The 20,256-nt window shown below is 72.1% G+C and carries 15 protein-coding genes; 7 read left to right on the forward strand and 8 right to left on the reverse strand.

Features of this window, described 5'->3' with window-relative positions; translation table 11 throughout:
- Window positions 1-58: 58 nt before the first annotated feature.
- The 6 genes from ACFY30_RS06425 to ACFY30_RS06450 all read right to left on the reverse strand — a co-directional run bounded on the left by ACFY30_RS06425 (window position 59) and on the right by ACFY30_RS06450 (window position 5,764).
- Entirely contained in the window at window positions 59-760 is a 702-nt protein-coding gene (locus ACFY30_RS06425; RefSeq protein WP_390844007.1) for a GntR family transcriptional regulator, read from the reverse strand.
- 71 nt (window positions 761-831) lie between these two features.
- The gene (locus ACFY30_RS06430; protein ID WP_390844008.1) at window positions 832-1,833 is read right to left on the reverse strand and encodes a proline racemase family protein; all 1,002 of its coding nucleotides are present in this window, start codon (window positions 1,831-1,833) and stop codon (window positions 832-834) included.
- Window positions 1,834-1,873: 40 nt separating this feature from the next.
- The gene (locus ACFY30_RS06435; RefSeq protein ID WP_390844009.1) at window positions 1,874-2,770 is read right to left on the reverse strand and encodes a dihydrodipicolinate synthase family protein; all 897 of its coding nucleotides are present in this window, start codon (window positions 2,768-2,770) and stop codon (window positions 1,874-1,876) included.
- A gap of 76 nt (window positions 2,771-2,846) precedes the next feature.
- Entirely contained in the window at window positions 2,847-4,250 is a 1,404-nt protein-coding gene (locus ACFY30_RS06440) for an FAD-dependent oxidoreductase (RefSeq protein WP_390844011.1), read from the reverse strand.
- On the reverse strand, window positions 4,243-4,542 hold the full coding sequence (locus tag ACFY30_RS06445; RefSeq protein WP_390844012.1) for a (2Fe-2S)-binding protein: 300 nt from the start codon (window positions 4,540-4,542) through the stop codon (window positions 4,243-4,245). Before ACFY30_RS06445 ends, ACFY30_RS06440 begins: the two co-directional genes overlap by 8 nt.
- Window positions 4,543-4,609: 67 nt before the next feature.
- Window positions 4,610-5,764, reverse strand: a complete 1,155-nt coding sequence (locus tag ACFY30_RS06450; RefSeq protein WP_390844013.1) for an NAD(P)/FAD-dependent oxidoreductase — start codon at window positions 5,762-5,764, stop codon at window positions 4,610-4,612.
- Between the two features lie 256 nt (window positions 5,765-6,020).
- On the opposite strand from ACFY30_RS06450, the gene ACFY30_RS06455 reads away from it, so the two are divergent.
- On the forward strand, window positions 6,021-6,722 hold the full coding sequence (locus tag ACFY30_RS06455) for a DNA polymerase beta superfamily protein (RefSeq protein ID WP_390844014.1): 702 nt from the start codon (window positions 6,021-6,023) through the stop codon (window positions 6,720-6,722).
- A 369-nt stretch (window positions 6,723-7,091) separates the two neighbouring features.
- A complete protein-coding gene (locus ACFY30_RS06460; RefSeq protein WP_390844015.1) occupies window positions 7,092-9,308 on the forward strand; it encodes an elongation factor G in 2,217 nt (738 codons plus the stop codon).
- A gap of 118 nt (window positions 9,309-9,426) precedes the next feature.
- Here the strand turns inward: ACFY30_RS06460 and ACFY30_RS06465 are convergent, their stop codons facing one another.
- A complete protein-coding gene (locus ACFY30_RS06465) occupies window positions 9,427-11,214 on the reverse strand; it encodes a coagulation factor 5/8 type domain-containing protein (protein ID WP_390844016.1) in 1,788 nt (595 codons plus the stop codon).
- 356 nt (window positions 11,215-11,570) lie between these two features.
- On the opposite strand from ACFY30_RS06465, the gene ACFY30_RS06470 reads away from it, so the two are divergent.
- The 5 genes from ACFY30_RS06470 (at window position 11,571) to ACFY30_RS06490 (ending at window position 18,058) form a co-directional block, all read left to right on the forward strand.
- Window positions 11,571-12,890 (forward strand): ABC transporter substrate-binding protein, encoded by a 1,320-nt coding sequence (locus ACFY30_RS06470; RefSeq protein WP_390844017.1) that lies wholly within the window; start codon window positions 11,571-11,573, stop codon window positions 12,888-12,890.
- A 5-nt stretch (window positions 12,891-12,895) separates the two neighbouring features.
- Window positions 12,896-13,882 (forward strand): carbohydrate ABC transporter permease, encoded by a 987-nt coding sequence (locus ACFY30_RS06475; RefSeq protein ID WP_390844018.1) that lies wholly within the window; start codon window positions 12,896-12,898, stop codon window positions 13,880-13,882.
- Window positions 13,883-13,910: 28 nt separating this feature from the next.
- Window positions 13,911-14,750, forward strand: a complete 840-nt coding sequence (locus tag ACFY30_RS06480; RefSeq protein WP_390844198.1) for a carbohydrate ABC transporter permease — start codon at window positions 13,911-13,913, stop codon at window positions 14,748-14,750.
- Window positions 14,751-14,779: 29 nt separating this feature from the next.
- The gene (locus ACFY30_RS06485) at window positions 14,780-16,138 is read left to right on the forward strand and encodes a GH1 family beta-glucosidase (RefSeq protein ID WP_390844019.1); all 1,359 of its coding nucleotides are present in this window, start codon (window positions 14,780-14,782) and stop codon (window positions 16,136-16,138) included.
- 261 nt (window positions 16,139-16,399) lie between these two features.
- The gene (locus tag ACFY30_RS06490) at window positions 16,400-18,058 is read left to right on the forward strand and encodes an N-6 DNA methylase (protein WP_390844020.1); all 1,659 of its coding nucleotides are present in this window, start codon (window positions 16,400-16,402) and stop codon (window positions 18,056-18,058) included.
- A 28-nt stretch (window positions 18,059-18,086) separates the two neighbouring features.
- Here the strand turns inward: ACFY30_RS06490 and ACFY30_RS06495 are convergent, their stop codons facing one another.
- On the reverse strand, window positions 18,087-20,222 hold the full coding sequence (locus ACFY30_RS06495) for a UvrD-helicase domain-containing protein (RefSeq protein WP_390844021.1): 2,136 nt from the start codon (window positions 20,220-20,222) through the stop codon (window positions 18,087-18,089).
- Window positions 20,223-20,256: the final 34 nt, after the last annotated feature.

Raw genomic sequence — 20,256 nt, forward strand, 5'->3', positions numbered from 1 at the left:
AGGAAAGGGGGCGACGGGGAGGCGAGCCGCGTCTCCGGTGCAGTCCGCCGGACCGGACCTAGTCCCGGGCGGACGCCCACAGCCCCCGTACATGCCCGAGGTGGCGCGTCATCACCTCGCGCACGGTCCGCTCGTCGCGTGCCAGCAGGGCGTCCAGGAGTTCCAGGTGCTCCTCGGCGGAGGCCAGCAGCCGGCCCGACGCGGCGAGGGCGGTCAGGCCGTAGAGGCGGGCCCGGCCGCGCAGACCGCGGACCACCTCGACGAGGTGCGCGTTGCCTGCCAGGGCGAGCAGGCCCAGGTGGAAGCGGGTGTCGGCCTCGACGTAGGCGATCAGGTCGCCGGCGACCGCGGCGGTGACGATCTCGCGGGCGGCCGGCCGCAGCGCCTCCAGCGACACCGGGTCGGCGGTCGTCGCCAGCGCCACGACCGTGGGGACCTCGATGAGCGCCCGGATGTGCGTGTACTCGTCGAGCTGCCGGTCGGAGACCTCGGTGACCCGGAACCCCTTGTTGGGAACCGGGTCCACCAGGCCCTCCTTGGCCAGGTCCAGCATCGCCTCGCGCACCGGCGTCGCCGACACGCCGAACCGGGACGCCAGGACCGGGGCGCTGTACACCTCGCCGGGCCGCAGCTCGCCCGCGATCAGCGCGGCCCGCAGGGCGTCCGCGACCCGCTCCCGGTAGCTGCTGCGGCGGCCGCCGAGCACGGGAAGCGACGGAGCCGCGGGCTGCGGACTGCTGTTCGGGGACGGGGCGGCCATGGTGGGTCTCCTCGGGGCGGGCTGTGCCATGTCACGTACCACCAGTATCTACGGCGGCGCGGTCCCGGCGGTCAGAGCACGAACCCCGCCGGGAACGGATCCGTCGGGTCGAGCAGATACTGCGCCGTCCCGGTGATCCAGGCGCGGCCGGTGAAACTGGGCAGTACCGCCGGACGGCCGGCGACCTCCGTCGTCCCGAGCAGCCGGCCCGTGAAGCGGGTGCCGATGAACGACTCGTTCACGAACTCGGTGTGCAGGGGGAGTTCACCCCGGGCGTGCAGTTGCGCCATGCGCGCGCTGGTCCCCGTACCGCAGGGGGAGCGGTCGAACCAGCCCGGATGGATGGCCATGGCGTGCCGGGAGTGGCGGGCGGTGGCGCCGGGCGCGTACAGGTGGACGTGGTGGCAGCCGCGGATGGACGGGTCCTGCGGATGGACCGGCTCCTCCTCGGAGTTGATCGCCTCCATCAGCGACAGCCCCGCCCGCAGGATGTCGTCCTTGCGGGCGCGGTCGAAGGGCAGCCCGAACCGCTCCAGCGGCAGGATCGCGTAGAAGTTGCCGCCGTACGCCAGGTCGTACGTCACCGTACGGCCGTCGGCCAGGGTGGCCTCGCGGTCCAGGGCGACCGAGAAGGACGGCACGTTGCGCAGGGTGACGGCCCTCGCGGCACCGTCCTCCACCGCCACCTCGGCGACGACGAGCCCGGCCGGGGTGTCCAGACGGATGGTGGTGACCGGTTCGACGACCTCGACCATGCCGGTCTCGACGAGCACCGTCGCCACACCGATCGTGCCGTGCCCGCACATCGGCAGATAGCCGGAGACCTCGATGTAGAGGACGCCCCAGTCGCAGTCCTGGCGGGTGGGCGGCTGGAGGATCGCGCCGCTCATCGCGGAGTGCCCGCGCGGCTCGTTCATCAGCAACTGCTTGATGTCGTCGCGGTGTTCACGGAAGTACAGCCGTCGCTCGTTCATCGTCGCGCCCGGGACGGCGCCGATACCGCCGGTGATCACCCGGGTGGGCATGCCCTCGGTGTGCGAGTCGACGGCGTGCAGGACGAGTCTGCTGCGCATGAAAACCCCTTTCTGATCCGAGGAGTTGAGGCGCCGTGGGTCATGCGAGACCGGCGGCGACGGCCTTCTCGGTGACCGCGCGCACCGCCGCCGCCTGCTCGGGGAGCAGCGGGACGCGGGGCGGCCGGCACGGGCCGCCGTGCCGGCCCACCACGTCCATCGACAGCTTGATCGCCTGTACGAACTCGACGCGCGAGTCCCAGCGCAGCAGCGGATGCAATTGCCGGTACAGGGGCAGCGCGGTGGTGAGGTCCCCGGCGACGGCGGACCGGTACAGCTCCACCGAGGCGCGCGGCAGCGCGTTGGGGTAGCCGGCCACCCAGCCCTTGGCGCCGGCCACCGCCAGCTCCAGCAGCACGTCGTCGGCCCCGATCAACAGGTCCAGGTCCGGGGCGAGTTCGGCGATCCGGTAGGCACGCCGGACATCACCGGAGAACTCCTTCACGCCTTCGACGAGTCCCTCGCCGTGCAGCCGTGCCAGCAGTTCGGGCACGAGGTCGACCTTGGTGTCGATCGGGTTGTTGTAGGCCACCACCGGCAGGCCCGCCTTTGCGACCTGCGCGTAGTGGGCAACCACCGCCCGCTCGTCGGCCCGGTAGGCGTTGGGCGGCAGCAGCATCACCGCCCCGCAGCCCGCCTCGCGCGCCTGCTCCGCCCAGCGCCGCGACTCGGCCGAACCGTACGCCGCGACCCCCGGCATCACCCGCTGCCCGCCGACCGCGGCCACCGCGGTCGTCACCACCCGGGCGCGTTCCTCGGGCGTGAGGACCTGGTACTCGCCGAGCGAGCCGTTCGGTACGACGCCGTCGCAGCCGTTCGCCACCAGCCAGGCGCAGTGTTCCGCGTACCGGTCGTAGTCCACGGAGAGGTCCTCGCGGAGGGGGAGCGCGGTGGCGACGAGGACGCCTCGCCAGGGGCGGTGCCGGGGAGCGGTCATGGGAGCGGGCCTCTCTTGTGGGGTGGGCTTGCTCGTACGTCCGACGCGTCGAGGCGGGCCGGTGCGGTGTGACATATCACTGCGCGGGTGGCGGCTGGGTGGGCGCGGCCAGGACGCCGAGGGGGACCGGGCGGGCCGGCAGCCGTCGTGCGGGGGCCGCATCACAGCCCGCCACGCCCGCCACCCCCGGTTCGCACATCCGGCCCTGGCACCAGCCCATCCCGGCCCGGGTCAGCAGCTTCACGGTGCGCAGGTCCCCGGCGCCCAGCGACCCGACGGCCTCGCGGACCGCCCCCGCCGTGACCTCCTCGCACCGGCACACCACCGTCGCGTCGGTGACCTGCTCCGGCCAGTGGGCCGCGGGCGCACAGGCGCCGTCGAGTTCCGCGAAGAAGGCGCGCAGCCGGGTACGGGACTCGGCGGCCCGCGCCCACCCGCCGCGGTCGGGGACATCGCCGCGCAGGCGGGCCGCCGCCGACCGTCCCGCGATGTGTCCCTCCGCCAGGGACAGCGCCGCGCCGCCGATCCCCGTGGTCTCCCCGGCGGCCCAGACGCCGGGGACGTCGGTGCGCTGTTCGTCGTCCACGCGCACGGCCGGTCCGTCGAGGCCGCAGCCGAGCCCGTCCGCGAGATCGGTGTGGGGAAGCAGCCCGTGGCTCACCGCCAGGGTGTCGCAGGGGAGGAGGCGCTCGCTGCCGGGCACCGGGCGGCCCGCGGGGCCGAGCGCGGCGACGGTCACGGCCGCCAGCCGCTCGTCGCCGTGCGCCTCCAGCACCGTGTGACGGACCCTCAGGGGTACGCCGCGGAAAAGGAGTCGGGACAGATGGCCGGCGCCTTCGACGAGCTTCGCCGGTACCTGGGCGAGGGGACGGGCCCGGCGTACGACCTCCCTCGGGCCGGCCGACTCGACCAGGGCGACCACCTTGGCGCCCGCCGCCGCGAGACCGGTCGCGACCGGCAGGAGCAGGGGACCGGTGCCGGCCACGACCGCCGTGCGACCGGGGAGCACGAGCCCGCCCTTCAGCAGGGCCTGGGCGCCGCCGGCGGTGACCACACCGGGCAGCGTCCAGCCGGGGAACGGCAGGACCTTCTCGTATCCGCCGGTCGCGAGCAGTACCCCGTCGGCACGCAACGCCGCGGACTCCCGCTGCTCCGGACCGAGGAGCGCGTGAACGGTGAAGCCCGTCGACTCTCGCTCCACGCACCAGACATGACGGTCACTCAGGCACGTGACGTCTCCGGCGGCGAGCCGCGCGTCGAGTCCGGCGCGCAGCCGCTCCCAGGTGCGCCACTGGTGGTGGAGCGCCCGGGGACGCCGGGCGCCGAGTCCGCGTGCGGGCTGCCGGTAGAACTGGCCGCCGGGCTCCGCCGCGGAGTCGATCAGCGTCACGTGGACACCCCGCGCGGCCGCCGCCAGGGCGGCGGCCAGACCGGCCGGGCCGGCCCCGATCACCGCGAGAACCGGGCGGCGCTCAGTCATGGTGGCCCGTCCCTTCCTGGGCACGGACGTCCGCGCCCGGCGCGGCGGGCACCAGGCAGGCCCGCTGGTTGGGGCGGCCGTCGACGGTGACCAGACAGTCGAAGCACACGCCGATCCCGCAGAACACCCCGCGCGGCCGGCCCCCGCCGCGCGTGGTGCGCCAGGCGGTGACGCCGGCCGACCACAGCGCGGCGGCGATCGTCTGACCGGGCAGCGCCTCGATCTCCCGGCCGTCGAAGGCGATGGTGAACGGGGCACCGGGCCGGGCCCGCACCAGGCGCAACGGGTTCACGAGCGGGCTCCTCGGGACGGGGACGGCACCTGGGACAGGCGGTGTGCTCGGGAAACGCGCGAGGTGTTCAACGGACGGCCTCCTCGGCGAAGCGGTCGGGACGGAAGGGCGCCAGGTCCAGCTCCGGGGCCGCGCCGGTCAGTGCCTGCGCGATCAGGTGGCCGGTGCCGGTCGCGAGCCCGATGCCCGCGCCCTCGTGCCCGCAGGCGTGGAACAGGCCCGGTACCCGCGGGTCGGCTCCGACCGCGGGCAGGTGGTCGGGCAGGTACGGGCGGAACCCGAGGTAGGTGCGCATCACCCGGACCTGCTCCAGGAACGGGAACAGCCGGGTCGCCCCGGCGGCCAGCGCCCGGACCACCGGCAGGGAGAACGACCGGTCGAATCCGACCCGTTCACGGCTCGCGCCGATCAGGACGGGTCCGGCGGCGGTGCCCTCGACGACCGGAGAGGTCTGCAGGGCGGCGGAGTCACTGGCCACGTCGGCCACGTAGTCGGCGGCGTACACCTTGTGCCGCACCCGGCGCGGCAGGGGTTCGGTGACCAGGACGAAACCCCGGCGGGGCAGTACCGGCAGGGGCGCCCCCGCCAGCGCGGCCACCTCGCCGCCCCAGGTGCCGGCCGCGTTCACCACGGCCGGCGCGAGGACGTCGCCCTGATCGGTGCGCACACCGCGGACCGCGCCGCCGGCGCCGCGCAGCACGCCCGTCACCGTCCGGCCCGTCTCCAGACGCGCACCGGAGGCTCGTACGAGATGGGCGGCGGCCAGGGTGGGCATCACCTGGGCGTCCTGCGGGTACAGGACGCCTCCCGCGAGTCCGGGTGCCAGGTACGGTTCGTGGTCGTGGAGTCGACCGGGCTCCACGGCGACCGTCTCCACCCCGGCCGCGCGCTGGCCCGCGGCCAGGTCCGTCAGGGCGCTGAGCGCCTCGGGCGTGGACGCCACGACGAGCCCGCCCTTCGGCTCGTACTCCACGGCCGCGCCCAGCTCTTCGGCCAGGTCCGCCCACAACCGCCCCGACAGCAGGGCGAGTCGGAGTTCGGGACCCGGCTCCTTGTCGGAGACGAGGAGGTTGCCCTCGCCCGCGCCGGTCGTGCCGCCCCCCACCGGGCCGCGGTCCACCAGGACGACGTCGAGCCCCGCGCGGGCCGCGTACAGCGCACAGGCGGCGCCCACCATGCCGGCGCCGACGACCACCACGTCACCGCTCGGTCGCTTGGTCACGGCAGTAATATGTCACATGGTCCCGAGCCGAGGAAGTAGGCCCGAGGGAGCGGGTAAGGGGACGGGCCGCGGAAAAGGTGAGGTGGGCGGGGAGGATGCCGAGGCATCATGGCGGTCCCGTCGCCCGGCAGCGGTGATCCGTCCACCGAGGCCGGCAACGCACCGAGTCGGCAGCGCACCAAGGCCGGCGACGCACCGGGGCGACGGGCGGACCACCCCCCGGCACACCGCCGGGCGCACACCAACGGGGGCACCAGTGACCGTCACCAACATCCTCCTGTCCGGCATCGTCGGCTCGACCGCCTACGGGCTCGCCCGCGAAGGCTCCGACGTGGACCGCCTCGGCCTGTTCGCGGCCCCCACCGAGGAACTGCACGGCCTGCACACGCCGAAGGAGTCCCACGTCAGCACGGCACCCGACCGCACCCTGCACGAGGCGGCCAAATGGTGCCGGCTCGCCCTTGGCGGCAACCCCACCGTCATGGAACTCGTCTGGCTTCCGGACGAGTTGTACGAGGTCCGCACCCCGCTGGGCGATGACCTCATCGGCATCCGTACGACACTGCCGAGCGCCCGCCGGGTCCGCGACGCCTACCTCGGCTACGCCACCCAGCAGTTCCGCAAGCTGCAGAACCGCGGCGAGCACACACCCGAGGCCCAGACGGGCAAGCGGATCGCCAAGCACGCCCGGCACCTCAAACGGCTGTGCACCCAGGGCTACGAGCTGTACGCCACGGGGCAGTTGACGATCCGCGTGGACGACCCGGAGAGCTACCACCGGTTCGGCGAGCAGGTCGCCGCCGACCCCGAGGCCGCCCTGCCGCTGCTGCGCGACTTCGAGGAGAAGTTCACCGAGACCCGCAGCGTCCTGCCGGAACAGCCCGACGAGACGGCCGCCGAGGCGTGGCTGCGCCGGGTGCGACGGCACTTCTACGCGGCGCAGGGAGCACCGGCGTGACCGTGCGACGGTGAAGGCGCGGGGCCGGGGCCGCGGCGCGACGACAAATCGCGTGCGGCGGCCGCCCGTCCGCCCTACACTCGCCGGAGATCGAGCGCCGCCCACCACCTGGGCAGCCGTGCCGTGACGAACGAAGGGAGCCCGGCCGTGCGTGACCACACCGCCGTCCTCGCTCCCCGCGCGCGCTACGAGGTGATCCTCGTGTCTTCGGCCGTCCGGTGTCCGCTGCGCGGCCGGCACCGGATGAGCTGACGCCCACCGAGTCCTTCAACGCGCCGTCGCCCGAACCGGGCTGACGGCTCGTCACGCATGTGTGCGTCGGTCAATCGCGCCGCCCGTTCTCCGAGAACACCCGAAAGGCCAAGGGCCGTGCGCAACAACCTCGACCGTCACCTCGCCGCCGTGCGCAACCTGGGCATCCTCGCCCATGTCGACGCCGGAAAGACCACCGTCACCGAGCGGATCCTGTACGCCACCGGCACCACGCACAAGCGCGGCGAGGTGCACGACGGCACGACCGTCACCGACTTCGACCCCCAGGAGCGCGACCGTGGCATCACCATCTTCGCGGCGGCCGTCAGCTGCGACTGGAACGGTCACCGCATCAACCTGATCGACACGCCCGGGCACGTCGACTTCGCCGACGAGGTGGAGCGGTCCCTGCGGGTGCTCGACGGGGCGGTGGCGGTGTTCGACGCCGTCGCCGGCGTGGAGCCGCAGAGCGAATCGGTGTGGCGCCAGGCCGACCGGCACGGCGTGCCGAGGATCGCGTTCGTCAACAAGCTGGACCGGGCGGGCGCCGACCTCGACACCGCGGTGGCGTCCATCCGCGACCGCCTGCATCCCGTCCCCCTCGTCGTCCAGCTGCCCATCGGAGCCGAGGACGGCTTCACCGGCGTCGTGGACCTGCTCCGCATGCGGTCACTGACCTGGGGCGACGGCGGCGGCACGGCCGTCGAGGGGGAGGTGCCGGAGGCCCTGCGGGAGGAGGCGCTGCGCCGGCGCGGCCTCCTGGAGGAAGCCGTGGCCGAACGGCACCCCGCCGCGCTGGAGGAGTTCTGCGACCGGGAGACGCTGTCCGCCGCGACCCTCACCGCCGCCCTGCGGGACCTCACCCGCAGCGGTGAGGGCGTGGTCGTGCTGTGCGGCTCGGCGTACCGCAACCGGGGAGTCGAACCGCTGCTCGACGCCGTGGTCGACTATCTGCCGTCGCCGCTGGACGTACCTGCCGTACGCGGTGTCCGGGACGGCGGCGACGGTACACGGGGTGCGGTCGACGGTATGCGGGGTGCGGTCGACGGTATGCGGCATGCCGTCGATGGTGTGAAGCCGGCCAACGGCACGCAGAGCGCTGCCGACGGTGTGCAGAGCACCGTCGACGGTATGCAGCACGCTGCCGACGGTATCCGCGATCCCGCCGATGAGCGACGCCCCGCAGACCCCGACGCCCCGTTCGCCGCGCTCGCGTTCAAGGTCAGTGCCACGCCCACGGGACGGCTCACCTATCTGCGGGTGTACTCGGGAACGATCGAGAAGGGGGACCCCGTGTGGGAGTCCGGCACCCGCCGCGTCGAGCGGATCGGACGCATCCTGCGGGTCCAGGCCGACCGGCACGCCCAGCTCGACCGGGCGGTCGCGGGGGACATCGTGGCCGTGATCGGGCTGAAGTCGGCCCGCGCGGGTTCGACCCTGTGCGCGCCCGGCGCCCCGTTGGTCCTGGAACCGCCCGGGGTCCCCGATCCCGTGGTGTCGGTGGCGGTGGAGGCGTGCCGGAGCACCGACACCGACCGGCTGGCCTCGGCGCTCGCCCGGCTGGTGGAGGAGGATCCCTCGCTGGTCGTGCGGACCGATCCCGAGACCGGTCAGACGGTGCTGTCGGGCATGGGCGAACTGCACCTGGAGGTCGCGGTGGAGAGGATCCGCCGCGCCGTCGGGCTGGACGTCAACGTCGGCCGCCCCAGGGTGACCTACCGCGAGACGGTGGCCCGGGGTGTGTCCGGTGTGGTGTACCGGCACGTCAAACAGGACGGCGGCGCCGGGCAGTTCGCGCACGTGGTGATCGAGGTGCAGCCGCTTCAGGAGGGGTTCGGCTTCCGGTCCGCCGTGGTCGGCGGTCGGGTGCCGCAGGAGTTCGTCCGCGCCGTCGAGGCGGGCTGCCGGGACGCCCTCGCCGAGGGTCCCCTCGGCGGGCATCCGGTGACGGGCCTGCGGGTCACCCTGACCGACGGGGCGACCCATGTGAAGGACTCCTCCGAGACGGCCTTCCGCACGGCGGGCCGGTTCGCGCTCCGGGAGGCTCTGCGCGCCTGCGCGATGGTGCTGCTGGAGCCGGTCGCCGAGGTCACGGTCACCGTGCCCGAGGACGCCGTCGGCGGGGTCCTCGGTGACCTGGCGGCCCGGCGTGGCCGGGTCACCGGCTCGGTGGTGCGCGGCGGTTCGGCGGTGGTCACCGCCACCGTGCCGCTGGCGGAGCTGTTCGGCTACGCGACCCGGCTGCGCAGCCGCACCCAGGGCCGCGGCACCTTCACGGCCCGTCCCACGGGGTACGCCCCCGCACCGGCGCCGGCCGTGGCGGCGACGCCGTAGGCAGCGGTGACCGGCGGCCGGTGCGCACGGACCGGCAGCCGGTTCGCACCGCGGACACACCAGGTCCGCGGTGCGAACCGGCACCGGAGGCGTCCCCCGGTCGTCCGACGGGCCGGCGTCAGGGGTAGGAGACCACCACCGACGGCACCGTGGACGTTCCGGACGTGGGCGCCCCGGTGTCGTTGATGACGGCCTCGTACTGGCCGTTGCCGCCGAGGGAGATCACCATCAGGTCGTGGAACTTCACGCCCGGCGTGTTCGGCGCGGCGAAGCCGTGGTGCTGCACGATCGTGGGGTCGACGTTGTAGTAGCAGTAGCTGCCCAGGCCCCAGGCCTCGTGCGTGGTGACGCTGTCGCCGACCTTGTAGGCGGCGTAGCCCTTGAGCGCGCCGTTCTGGACGGCGGCCTGGTTCGGGGCGTCGTACGCCTTCTCGTTCTGGAAGAAGATCGTGCGGCCGCGCTGGCCGAACCACTGCACGTCGTACTTGTTGAAGTGCTCCACGAACAGGCCGGTGGCCAGCACGTCGTGGCCGTTGACGACGACGCCGTAGTCGGCCCGGTTGGTCTCCCAGCCGACGCCGTCGCCGTGGTCGGCGCGCCAGACCCAGGTGTGGTCGACGATCGTGTGCCGGTTGTTGACGACCATGCTGGTGGTGGCCTTGCCGGCGCCGGCCCCGCCGATCCGGACGAACACGTCCTGGACCGTGGTGGGGTTGGCGCAGTGGTCGCGCCACGCCCCGGGCGGGCCGATCTCCAGCAGGGTGCGGGAGTTGACCGGTCCGGCGTCCACGAGGAAGCCGGCGAGCCGGACCCCGTCGACGTCGGCGACCTTCAGCGCGGTGACGCCGTTGTCCGGGATCAGCGTGGCGTATCCCAGGCCGAGGACGACGGTGTCGGGGCGGTTGACCCGGACCGGCTGGTCGAGGTGGTAGATGCCCGGGGTCAGCAGCAGGTTCAGGCCCTGCGCGAGGGCCCGGTTGAGCGTCGCCGCCGGAACGCCGGGCTTGGCGACGTAGAAGCGGGACAGGGGCAGGGAGGTGCCTCGCGGTGTGCCGCTGCCCCAGCTGACGCCGCGCGCGTTCGTCCGCTTGGCGGGCAGGAAGACCCGGAAGGCGCCGCCGCCGTCGACGTACAGGAAGGGCTTCTCCCGGGAGACCGGGGTCGTGTCGAGCGTGGTGTAGGGCGGGCTGGGGAAGCTCTGGGCGGGGGCGCCCTCGACGCCCGAGAAGACCATGTTCCAGACGCCGTTGAGCCAGCTGCCGATCGCGCTGTCCCGGGTGTACCACTGCTGCTGCGAGTACGGTCCGATCTGGCCCTCGACGCGGCTGTCGGCGATGTAGCCGCCGCTGGCCCAGCCGTACCCGGTGGGCGCCAGGTTGAGGCCGCCGTGGACGTGCATACGGCGGAAGGGCGCCGCCTGGGCGACCGCCCAGCGGTTGGTGCCGTTCGCCGGGACGAGCGCGAGGTTCTCCGCCGAACGCCAGAAGTTCTGCGTGGCGTTGCCGCCGAACCAGCCCGCGTCGACCGTCACGTCCCCGTTGATGGTCGTGTCGTCGGGGGAGAGCCCGAGTCCCGCGATCGAGGTGTAGAAGCCCAGTTGGGCGTTGAGGCCGTGATAGGTGCCGGGCTTGAACAGCAACGCGTAGCGCCCGGTGCCGAACTGGGCCGACTCCTGCTGCCGGAACACCTCGTCGAGGCGGGCCTGGATGTCCGGCGTGGACGGGTCGAAGACGAGGACGTTCGGCCCGAGATCGCCACCGCCCGGCAGGAGGCGGGGGCGCGCCGCGCGCGGAGTGGCGGAGGCCGGCGCGGCGGACATGCCGGCGAGGGCGGGTGCGGCGGCCGCCGCGGCCGCCAGGACGGCTCTGCGGCGCGGGGCGGGGGGCTGCGCGGAGGTGTGGGGCATGGGCGGCTCTCCTCGGTGGGGTGGCTCGGACGCGGCTCGGACGCGGCTCGGACGCGGATCGGACGGTTCGTGCGTCCGACGGAACGGCTCGTGGATCGGACGGAACGGCTCGTGGATCCGATGGAACGGCTCGACCGGCCCGCAGGCCGGGTCGAAGTGAACGGCTGATTCAGGAAGTGAACGGCCGTGGTGTTGAGAGCGCTCTCTCGTCGCTGAATGCTTCAACTACCCGAACGCGTACGTCAAGTGGTGGAACACGACTTCCCCGATCGCTGCCGCACCCCTTGACGCCTTTCTCTTCCGGGGTTTAACTCACGTCCTAAATTAAGCCATGAGCCACCACTGGGGGTCGACCCATGCGCACCATCAGAGCCGCAGCCGCAACCGCCGTCGTGCTGTCCCTCGCCCTCACCGCGACGGCCTGCGGGGGCGGCACGTCGACGGACGGCGGCGGGTCGGACGACTCGCCCGGGACGCTGACGTACTGGGCGTCCAACCAGGGCGCGAGCATCGAAGTCGACAAGAAGGTGCTCCAGCCCGAACTCGACAAGTTCGAGAAGCGGACCGGGATCGAGGTGAAGCTGGAGGTCGTCCCCTGGTCGGACCTGCTCAACCGGATCCTCACCGCGACCACGTCGGGCCAGGGCCCCGACGTGCTGAACATCGGCAACACCTGGTCGGCCTCGCTGCAGGCCACCGGCGCGCTGCTGCCGTGGGACGACGCGAACCTCGCCAAGATCGGCGGCAGGGACCGTTTCGTCGACTCGGCGCTCGGCTCGACCGGCGCCGAGGGCAAGGACCCGGCCGCCGTCCCGCTGTACTCGATGGCGTACGCGCTCTACTACAACAAGCGGATACTCGCCGACGCCGGCATCACCCGGCCGCCCGCCACCTGGGACGAGCTGGTGGCCGACGGCAAGAAGATCCGGGCGAAGGGCAAGCAGGTCCTGGGCGCCGAGGGCGCCAACGTCTCCGAGAACGTCCACCACGTCTTCGTCTTCGCCCAGCAGCACGGAGCGGACTTCTTCACCGCAGACGGCAGGCCCGACTTCACCTCGGACGGCGTGGTCGCCGCGGTCAAGCAGTACGTCGACCTGATGGCCGAGGACGAGGTCGTCCCGCAGGGCAACGCCGAGTACGCGCAGAACCAGTCTGTCAGCGACTTCGCCAAGGGCCGTACGGCGATGCTCCTCTGGCAGTCCGCGTCCGCCAACCTCGCGTCCCAGGGCATGAGCGAGGACGCCTACGGCATCGCGCCCGTCCCGGTCCGGTCGGGTACGCCCGGCACGGGCACGCAGGTCAACTCCATGGTCGCCGGCATCAACCTGGCCGTCTTCAAGAACACCGACAACCTCGACGGTGCCACGGAGTTCGTGAAGTTCATGACCGGCGACGAGGAGCAGAAGATCCTCAACAAGGCCTACAGCTCGATCCCGCCGGTCGCAGCGGCGCAGGCCGACCCCGCCTTCAACACCCCCGCGAACGCGGTCCTGAAGGACACCCTCGCCCGGAGCGCCGCGGCGCTGCCGCAGGTCGCCGACGAGTCGCAGTTCGAGACGGCCGTCGGTACGGCCGTCAAGGAGCTGTTCGCCGAGGCGGCCGCCGGACGCGCGGTGACCACCGAGTCGGTCAGGGCCCGCCTGGAGAAGGCCCAGCAGCAGATGCCGGCGAAGTGAGCGTGATGACGACCACGGCCACCGAGCGGGCCACGGTGCGCAAAGACGCCTCCGGCGCGGCGGACGGCCCCCGCCGCCCCGGGCGGATCCGCCGCGTCGGACTGCCCTACCTGCTCCTCCTGCCCGCCCTGCTGCTCGAACTCCTCGTCCACCTGGTGCCGATGGTCGCCGGCATCGTGATGAGCTTCAAGGAACTCACCCAGACATACATCCGCGACTGGGGCACGGCCCCCTGGGCCGGACTCGACAACTACTCGATGTCCGTCGACTTCAACGCCCCCGTCGGCGAAGCCCTGGTGCACTCCTTCCTCGTCACCGTCGCCTTCACCCTGCTCTCGGTGGCACTGTGCTGGCTGATCGGCACGGCGGCGGCGATCTGCATGCAGGACGCCTTCCGCGGCCGCGGCCTGCTGCGCGCCCTGTTCCTGGTGCCGTACGCGCTGCCCGTCTACGCGGCGGTCATCACCTGGGTGTTCATGTTCCAGCACGACAACGGCCTGGTGAACCACGTCCTGCACGACCAGCTGCGTCTCACCGACGAGCCGTCCTTCTGGCTGATCGGCGACAACGCCTTCTACGCCCTGCTCACCGTGTCGGTGTGGAAGGGCTGGCCGTTCGCCTTCCTGATCGTGATGGCCGGCCTGCAGAACATCCCGCGCGAGCTGTACGAGGCGGCCGCGCTGGACGGCGCCGGCGTGTGGCAGCAGATCCGCCGTATCACCCTGCCGTCGCTGCGCCCGGTCAACCAGGTCCTGGTCCTGGTGCTGTTCCTGTGGACGTTCAACGACTTCAACACGCCCTACGTCCTGTTCGGCAGGGCCGCGCCGGAGGCCGCGGACCTCGTCTCGGTCCACATCTACCAGGCCTCCTTCGTCACCTGGAACTTCGGCGCCGGGTCCGCCATGTCGGTCCTGCTGCTGCTCTTCCTGCTGGTCGTGACCGGCGTGTACCTGGCCGTCACCTCGCGCGGACGGAGGCCCGCCGATGCCTGAGCTCCACCGGGCCGTGCGCGACTCGCCCATGGCGCCGCCGCGTTCGTTCCTGTGGTCCCGGCGGATCTTCCTCACGCTGCTCACCGGCTTCGTCCTGGTGCCGGTGTACGTGATGGTGTCGAGTTCCCTGAAGCCGCTCGCGGACGTCTCGGGCGCGTTCCGCTGGCTGCCGAGCGGCCTGACGATCCGGCCGTACGTCGACATCTGGTCGACCGTCCCGCTCGCGCGCTACTTCGTGAACTCGCTGATCGTGGCGGGCGCGGCGACGGTCTGCTCGGTGGTGATCGCGGTGTTCAGCGCGTACGCGGTGAGCCGCTACGACTTCCGCGGCAAGCGCGTCTTCACGGTCACCGTGCTGTCCACGCAGATGTTCCCCGGCATCCTCTTCCTGCTCCCGCTGTTCCTCCTCTACGTCAACATCGGCAACGCCACCGGCATCGCCCTGTTCGGCTCGCGCGGCGGGCTGATCCTGACGTATCTCACCTTCTCCCTGCCCTTCTCCATCTGGATGCTGATCGGCTACTTCGACTCGGTGCCGCGCGACCTGGACGAGGCGGCACTGGTGGACGGCTGCGGTCCGCTCGGGGCGCTGCTGCGGATCGTCGTGCCGGCCGCGATCCCCGGCATCGTCGCGGTCGCCGTGTACGCCTTCATGACGGCCTGGGGAGAGGTGCTGTTCGCCTCCGTCATGACCAACGACACCACCCGCACGCTCGCCGTCGGGCTCCAGGGCTACTCCACCCTGAACGACGTGTACTGGAACCAGATCATGGCCGCCTCGCTGGTCGTCAGCGTGCCCGTGGTGGCCGGGTTCCTCCTCCTGCAGCGCTACCTCGTCGCCGGGCTGACGGCGGGAGCGGTGAAGTGACCGACCTCCGTGACCGTGAAGGGACTTCCGTGACCATCGACCTCGCCGCACTGCCGGACGACTTCCTGTGGGGCACGGCCACCTCGGCCTACCAGATCGAGGGGGCCGTGGCGGAGGACGGACGTTCCCCGTCGATCTGGGACACCTTCTCGCACACCCCAGGAAAGACCGCCGGCGACGACCACGGCGACGTTGCCTGCGACCACTACCACCGCTGGCGCGAGGACATCGGCCTGATGCGCCGGCTGGGCACCAACGCCTACCGCATGTCGATCGCCTGGCCGCGGGTGATGCCGGGCGGCGACGGGCCGGTGAACCCCAAGGGCCTCGCCTTCTACGACGAGTTGGTGGACGCCCTGCTGGCGGCCGGCATCACCCCGTCCGTCACCCTCTACCACTGGGACCTGCCGCAGGTGCTCCAGGACCGGGGCGGCTGGCCCGAGCGGGACACGGCCGAGCACTTCGCCGCGTACGCCTCGGCCGTCGCCGGACGGCTCGGCGACCGGGTCACCCACTGGACCACCCTCAACGAGCCCCTGTGCTCGGCGTGGATCGGGCACCTCGAGGGCACCATGGCCCCCGGCCTGACCGACCTGACGGCCGCCGTCCGCGCCTCGTACCACCTGCTCCTCGGCCACGGTCTGGCCGCACGGGCGATCCGCGCGGCGGCCCCCGGCGCCGAGGTCGGCATCGTCAACAACCTCTCCACCGTCCACCCCGCCTCCGGCCGCCCCGAGGACCTCGCCGCCGCCCGCCGCATGGACGGCCACACCAACCGCTGGTGGCTCGACCCGGTGCACGGCCGTGGTTTCCCGGCCGACATGCGGGAGGTCTACGGCGTCGAACTCCCCGAGCGCCAGGGCGACCTGGAGACGATCGCCGCGCCCCTCGACTGGCTGGGCCTGAACTACTACTTCCCGGCGACCGTCGCCGACGACCCGGAGGGGCCCGCCCCGTACGCCCGTTCCGTGCGCCGCGACGGGGTCCCGCGCACCGGCATGGACTGGGAGGTCGACCCGAGCGGCATCGAGGCGCTGCTGCTGCGCCTGACCGACGAGTACGGCGCCCGCCGCCTGTACGTCACGGAAAACGGTTCCGCCTACCCGGACGTGGTCCGCCCCGACGGCACCGTCGACGACCCCGAGCGGCAGGCCTACCTGACCGGACACCTCGCGGCCTGCGCCTCCGCCGCGCGCAGGGGGGCCCCGCTGGCCGGGTACTTCGCCTGGTCGCTGCTGGACAACTTCGAGTGGGCGTACGGCTACGCCAAACGGTTCGGACTGGTCCACGTCGACTACCGCACCCAGACCCGCACGATCAAGGGCTCCGGACGCCACTACGCGGACATCATCCGCAGGCACCGGGAGGGGGTGGCGAAGGCGGCCTGACGGACGTCTTCCGTGGGCCGTAGCGGTACAGGCGGCCAGAGGCGGAGGTGAGGCGGCCGAGCCCTTTCCGGCTCGGTGTCTTCCGCCCGGTCTGGAGCCGGCGTCCCGAAACCGGGACGCCGGCTCCAGACCGAAGGGCTGCTGTCGCTCGTCGAAGAGCTTTCGAGATGCGTCGATCGGTCCGGGCGGGCGTGTTTTGTTAACGCCGTCAACAACTCTATTTCATTGAAGAAGGCGTCGATCCTGTGTACGGTGGCGGATGTGTCAGACACTCCCGCCGGCCCGGTCGCCCCACTCGTCACCGGCTCCGACATCGCCCGGCTCGCAGGCGTCACCCGTGCGGCGGTCTCCAACTGGAGGCGGCGGTACGACGACTTCCCCGCGCCCGTCGGCGGGGGTGTGAACAGTCCCCAGTTCGACCTGGCCGAGGTCCAGGCATGGCTGGACAGGCAGCGCAAGGGCCAGGACGTGTCGGAGGAGGTCCAACTGTGGCAGGCGCTGCGGGGGGCCTACGGTGACGAGCTGATCACCGGCCTGGCAGATGTCGCACAGCTTCTCACCGACGTGGGGCAGGAGACGCCCGGGGGGCTTCCGGCGGACGCCGGCCGGCTGGTGCGGAGTCTTGTCGAGAGCCGGTCCCCCGGCGAACTCGTCGGCGACCTCGCCGACCGCTTCACCGAGTCCGTTCGCCGGGCAGGTTCGGACCATGTCACCTCGCCACGCATCATCCGTGCGGTGCGGCACTTCGCCGGCGACGTCGCCGCCGATGCGGCCCTCTTCGATCCCGCCTGCGGTATCGGCACGCTCCTTCTGACCGTCGGCCCCGAGCGAGGGCCACGCCGGTACGGCCAGGAGATCGACGCGCGTAGCGCGCGCTTCGCGCGCCTGCGGGCAGACCTGACCGGGTACGGCGGCGTCGACATCGTCACCGGAGACTCCCTTCGGGACGACCGGTTCCCGGACCTGAAGGCCGATCTGGTCGTCTGCGATCCTCCTGTCGGTGACACCGACTGGGGACGGGAGGACCTGCTCCTCGACTCCCGCTGGGAACTCGGCACGCCCTCACGTGCCGAAGGTGAACTCGCCTGGCTGCAGAACGCCTACGCGCACACCGCGCCCGGGGGCCGGGTCCTCATGGTCATGCACGCGTCCGTGGCGTACCGCAAGGCGGGCCGCCGCATCCGAGCGGAGCTCGTACGGCGGGGCATCCTCACGCAGATCATCGCCCTCCCGCCCGGCACCGCGGCTTCGCACGCGCTCCCCGTCCACCTCTGGCAGTTGCGTCGCCCGCGGTCCCTCGGTGACGCCGCCACCAGCGTCCGCATGGTCGACCTGACCGCGAACGAACCGGACGGCTCTTTTGACCCCAGGCCCGACCAGACTGCGGACGTGGCCCTGATCGACCTCCTCGACGACACCGTGGACCTCACTCCCGGGCGCCACATCGAGGACTCCCACCGGGACTATGCCGCCGAGTACGAGGCGCTACGGCGGGAGCTGGAAGAGCGGGTGCGGTCACTGGCCGAGCTGCTGCCGGCGCTCACCGCAGGCGAGGGACCCGGCTCCCTCGACGGGCCCTCCGTCAGCGTCGCCGACCTCGCGCGCGCCGGGCTCGTCGAGTACGGCGATCCGCAGCCCGTCTCGGTCAGCGATCAGCTCGACACCGACTTCCTGCAGGGGTTCTTGCGCAGCACGGCGAACACCCGCCGTTCCACCAGCGCCAGCGGCACTTTCCGCCTCGACGGCAAGGGCGCACGCGTCCCGCAGATGGACATCGCCGACCAACGCCGCTACGGGGCCGCGTTCCGCGCACTGCAGGAGTTCGAGGAACTGAGCCGGCGGGTGGCGGAACTGAGCAGGCAGGCGACCGCACTGGCCAGGGACGGCCTCGGCAACGGAGCGCTCTCGCCGAAGAAGTGACCAGCCGCCGAGCCGCCCGGCCGGCCCGTCACCGTGGCCCGGGTACGAAGGGGCTGACCGCCCCGCTCCACGACACTGCCAGTGCCTCGCGCGCCCGCGTGCACGCCACGAACAGCAGACAGCGCTCCCGCAGCAGGTCCGAGTCGTGCTGCAGCGCGTCCACGGACGACGGCGTCACCTCCCGGGCGAACGGCACGGCGCCCGCCGTCACCCCCAGCACGGCGACGCAACGGAACTCCAGCCCCTTCATGGCGTGCATGGTGGCGAGCCGCACCCCGTCCACGTCCGGCCCGGGATGGTCCCGGACCCGGACCACCGGCACCTGCGCCGCGCCGAGCTTGTCGTACACCTTGTCCAGCATGACGTTGAACCGGGCGCACACACCGATCTCCGACGGCCGGATGCCCTGGGCGATCCAGCCTTCGACACGCTCGACGAGTGCCGCGACCTCGGCCTGCTCGGTGCCGTAGCCGTCCGTGTGCGGCCGGCGGCCGTGCAGCAGCGAGCGGTAGCCGGCCAGGGTGTCGCTTCCCTCGCCTCCCAGGTCGTCGACGGGAACCGGGCCGAGTATGCCCGTGGACCAGGTGAGGATCTCCTCCGTACTGCGGTAATTGATGCGCAGGCGATGGGTGCGTCCGACCACCGCGATGCCCAGGGAGCCGAGCGAGACCTTCGCGTCGTAGATCCGCTGATGCGGGTCGCCCGTGATGAACAGGTCGTCGCTGCCCGGGGCCACCGCGCCGCGCAGGACGCGCCACTGGGCCGGGTGCAGGTCCTGTGCCTCGTCGACCACCACGTGGTCGTGTGTGGGCGCCGAGGCGGCCAGGAGTTCCGCGGCACGGGCGCACACCTTCAGGTGCGTGGTGGTCTTCTGGTCGCGCAACATCGAATCGAACAGTTCGACCGCCGGCCACAACTGCTCGCGCCGCGCCGACGAAAGGGCACTGCCACGACCGCGCCGGGCGGCACCGCGGTAGTCGTCCAGGCTGCGAAGATCCTGGGCGAGGACGACATGCCGGTACTCCTGCGCCAAAAACTGCTCGGTCCAGGGCAGCCCGAGCTTCTTCACCACTCGCTGCCACAGCAGACGCTCGTCACGGTCACCGATGAGGGAGGGCACCTTGCCGTCGAGACGGCTCACGACGCCGTGAGCATAGGCGTTGACCGTGGTGACGTCGACGCGGTCGAGCAGGGCCGGGTCGTCGTCCAGGAGGAACGCGAGGTTCTCCCGCAGCGAGGCGGCCAGAGCGTTCGTGTACGTGGTGAGCAGGACGCGGGCGCTGGGCGAGCGGCTGAGGAGATGCTTCACGCGATGCAGTGCGGCGACCGTCTTGCCGGTGCCCGGGCCGCCCGTGACCTGGACGGGACCACCGTACGACACCCGGTAGGCGACCCGGCGTTGTGAGGGGTGCAGGAACACCCGCCATGCCGCGAACGGCTTCTCCAGGATGTCGGCGAGTTCCTCCGGCCCGGTGACCAGGGTGATACGGCTCTTGGTGTTGGCGATGACGACGGCCAGGCTCTCGTCCGGATCGGGGCCCGCGTCGACGGGGCGGCGGACCGCGACCACGTCCCGGTACACGTCGTCCGGGCTGAAGTTCTCGGCGAGGTACTGCAGCACCTCGCACTGGTCCTCCGGCAACAGCGTCTCGAACGCCTGCAGCTGCGCCTTGTCGACGATGGTCCGTACGGCTTTGAGGACCTGGTCGTCGATGCCGAGGTGGCGCAGCACGGTGTCCGAGTACTTCGCGAACAGCAGGGTCTCGGCGGCCGCGGCGGCCTTCTCCAGCGCCGGGGTCAGCTGCTCGATAGCGACGACGTTGCGGACCTCGAGCCCCCGGGTCGCCGAGTTCGTCGTGTACAGCCGCTTGGCCGCCCAGGTGTAGGCGTCGTCGTGCCGGACCACGTTGACGAGCAGGAACACATCACTGCCGTCGTCCGGGGCGAGGACCACGCCCCGCCAGAAGTCGTTGATGCGGATCGTCCGCATCCGCGGATCGCGCGCGTTCTCCACGGATTCCAGGTGCAGCCCCTTGTCCGCGTGCAGCTCGGACACGGTGAGCTGCTGGAACTTCTGCATCGCCTTGCGCACGCCGGCCTTGACGGGCTTCTCCAGGACGTCGTAGCTCTCCCAGAAACTGTTGGCGAACGCGAGCTGTGGCACGAGGTGTACTCCCCCCTGGACGGACACTCCGCAG

Origin of the sequence: Streptomyces sp. NPDC000345 (genome assembly GCF_042898825.1) — a bacterium.
Taxonomy (GTDB): domain Bacteria; phylum Actinomycetota; class Actinomycetes; order Streptomycetales; family Streptomycetaceae; genus Streptomyces.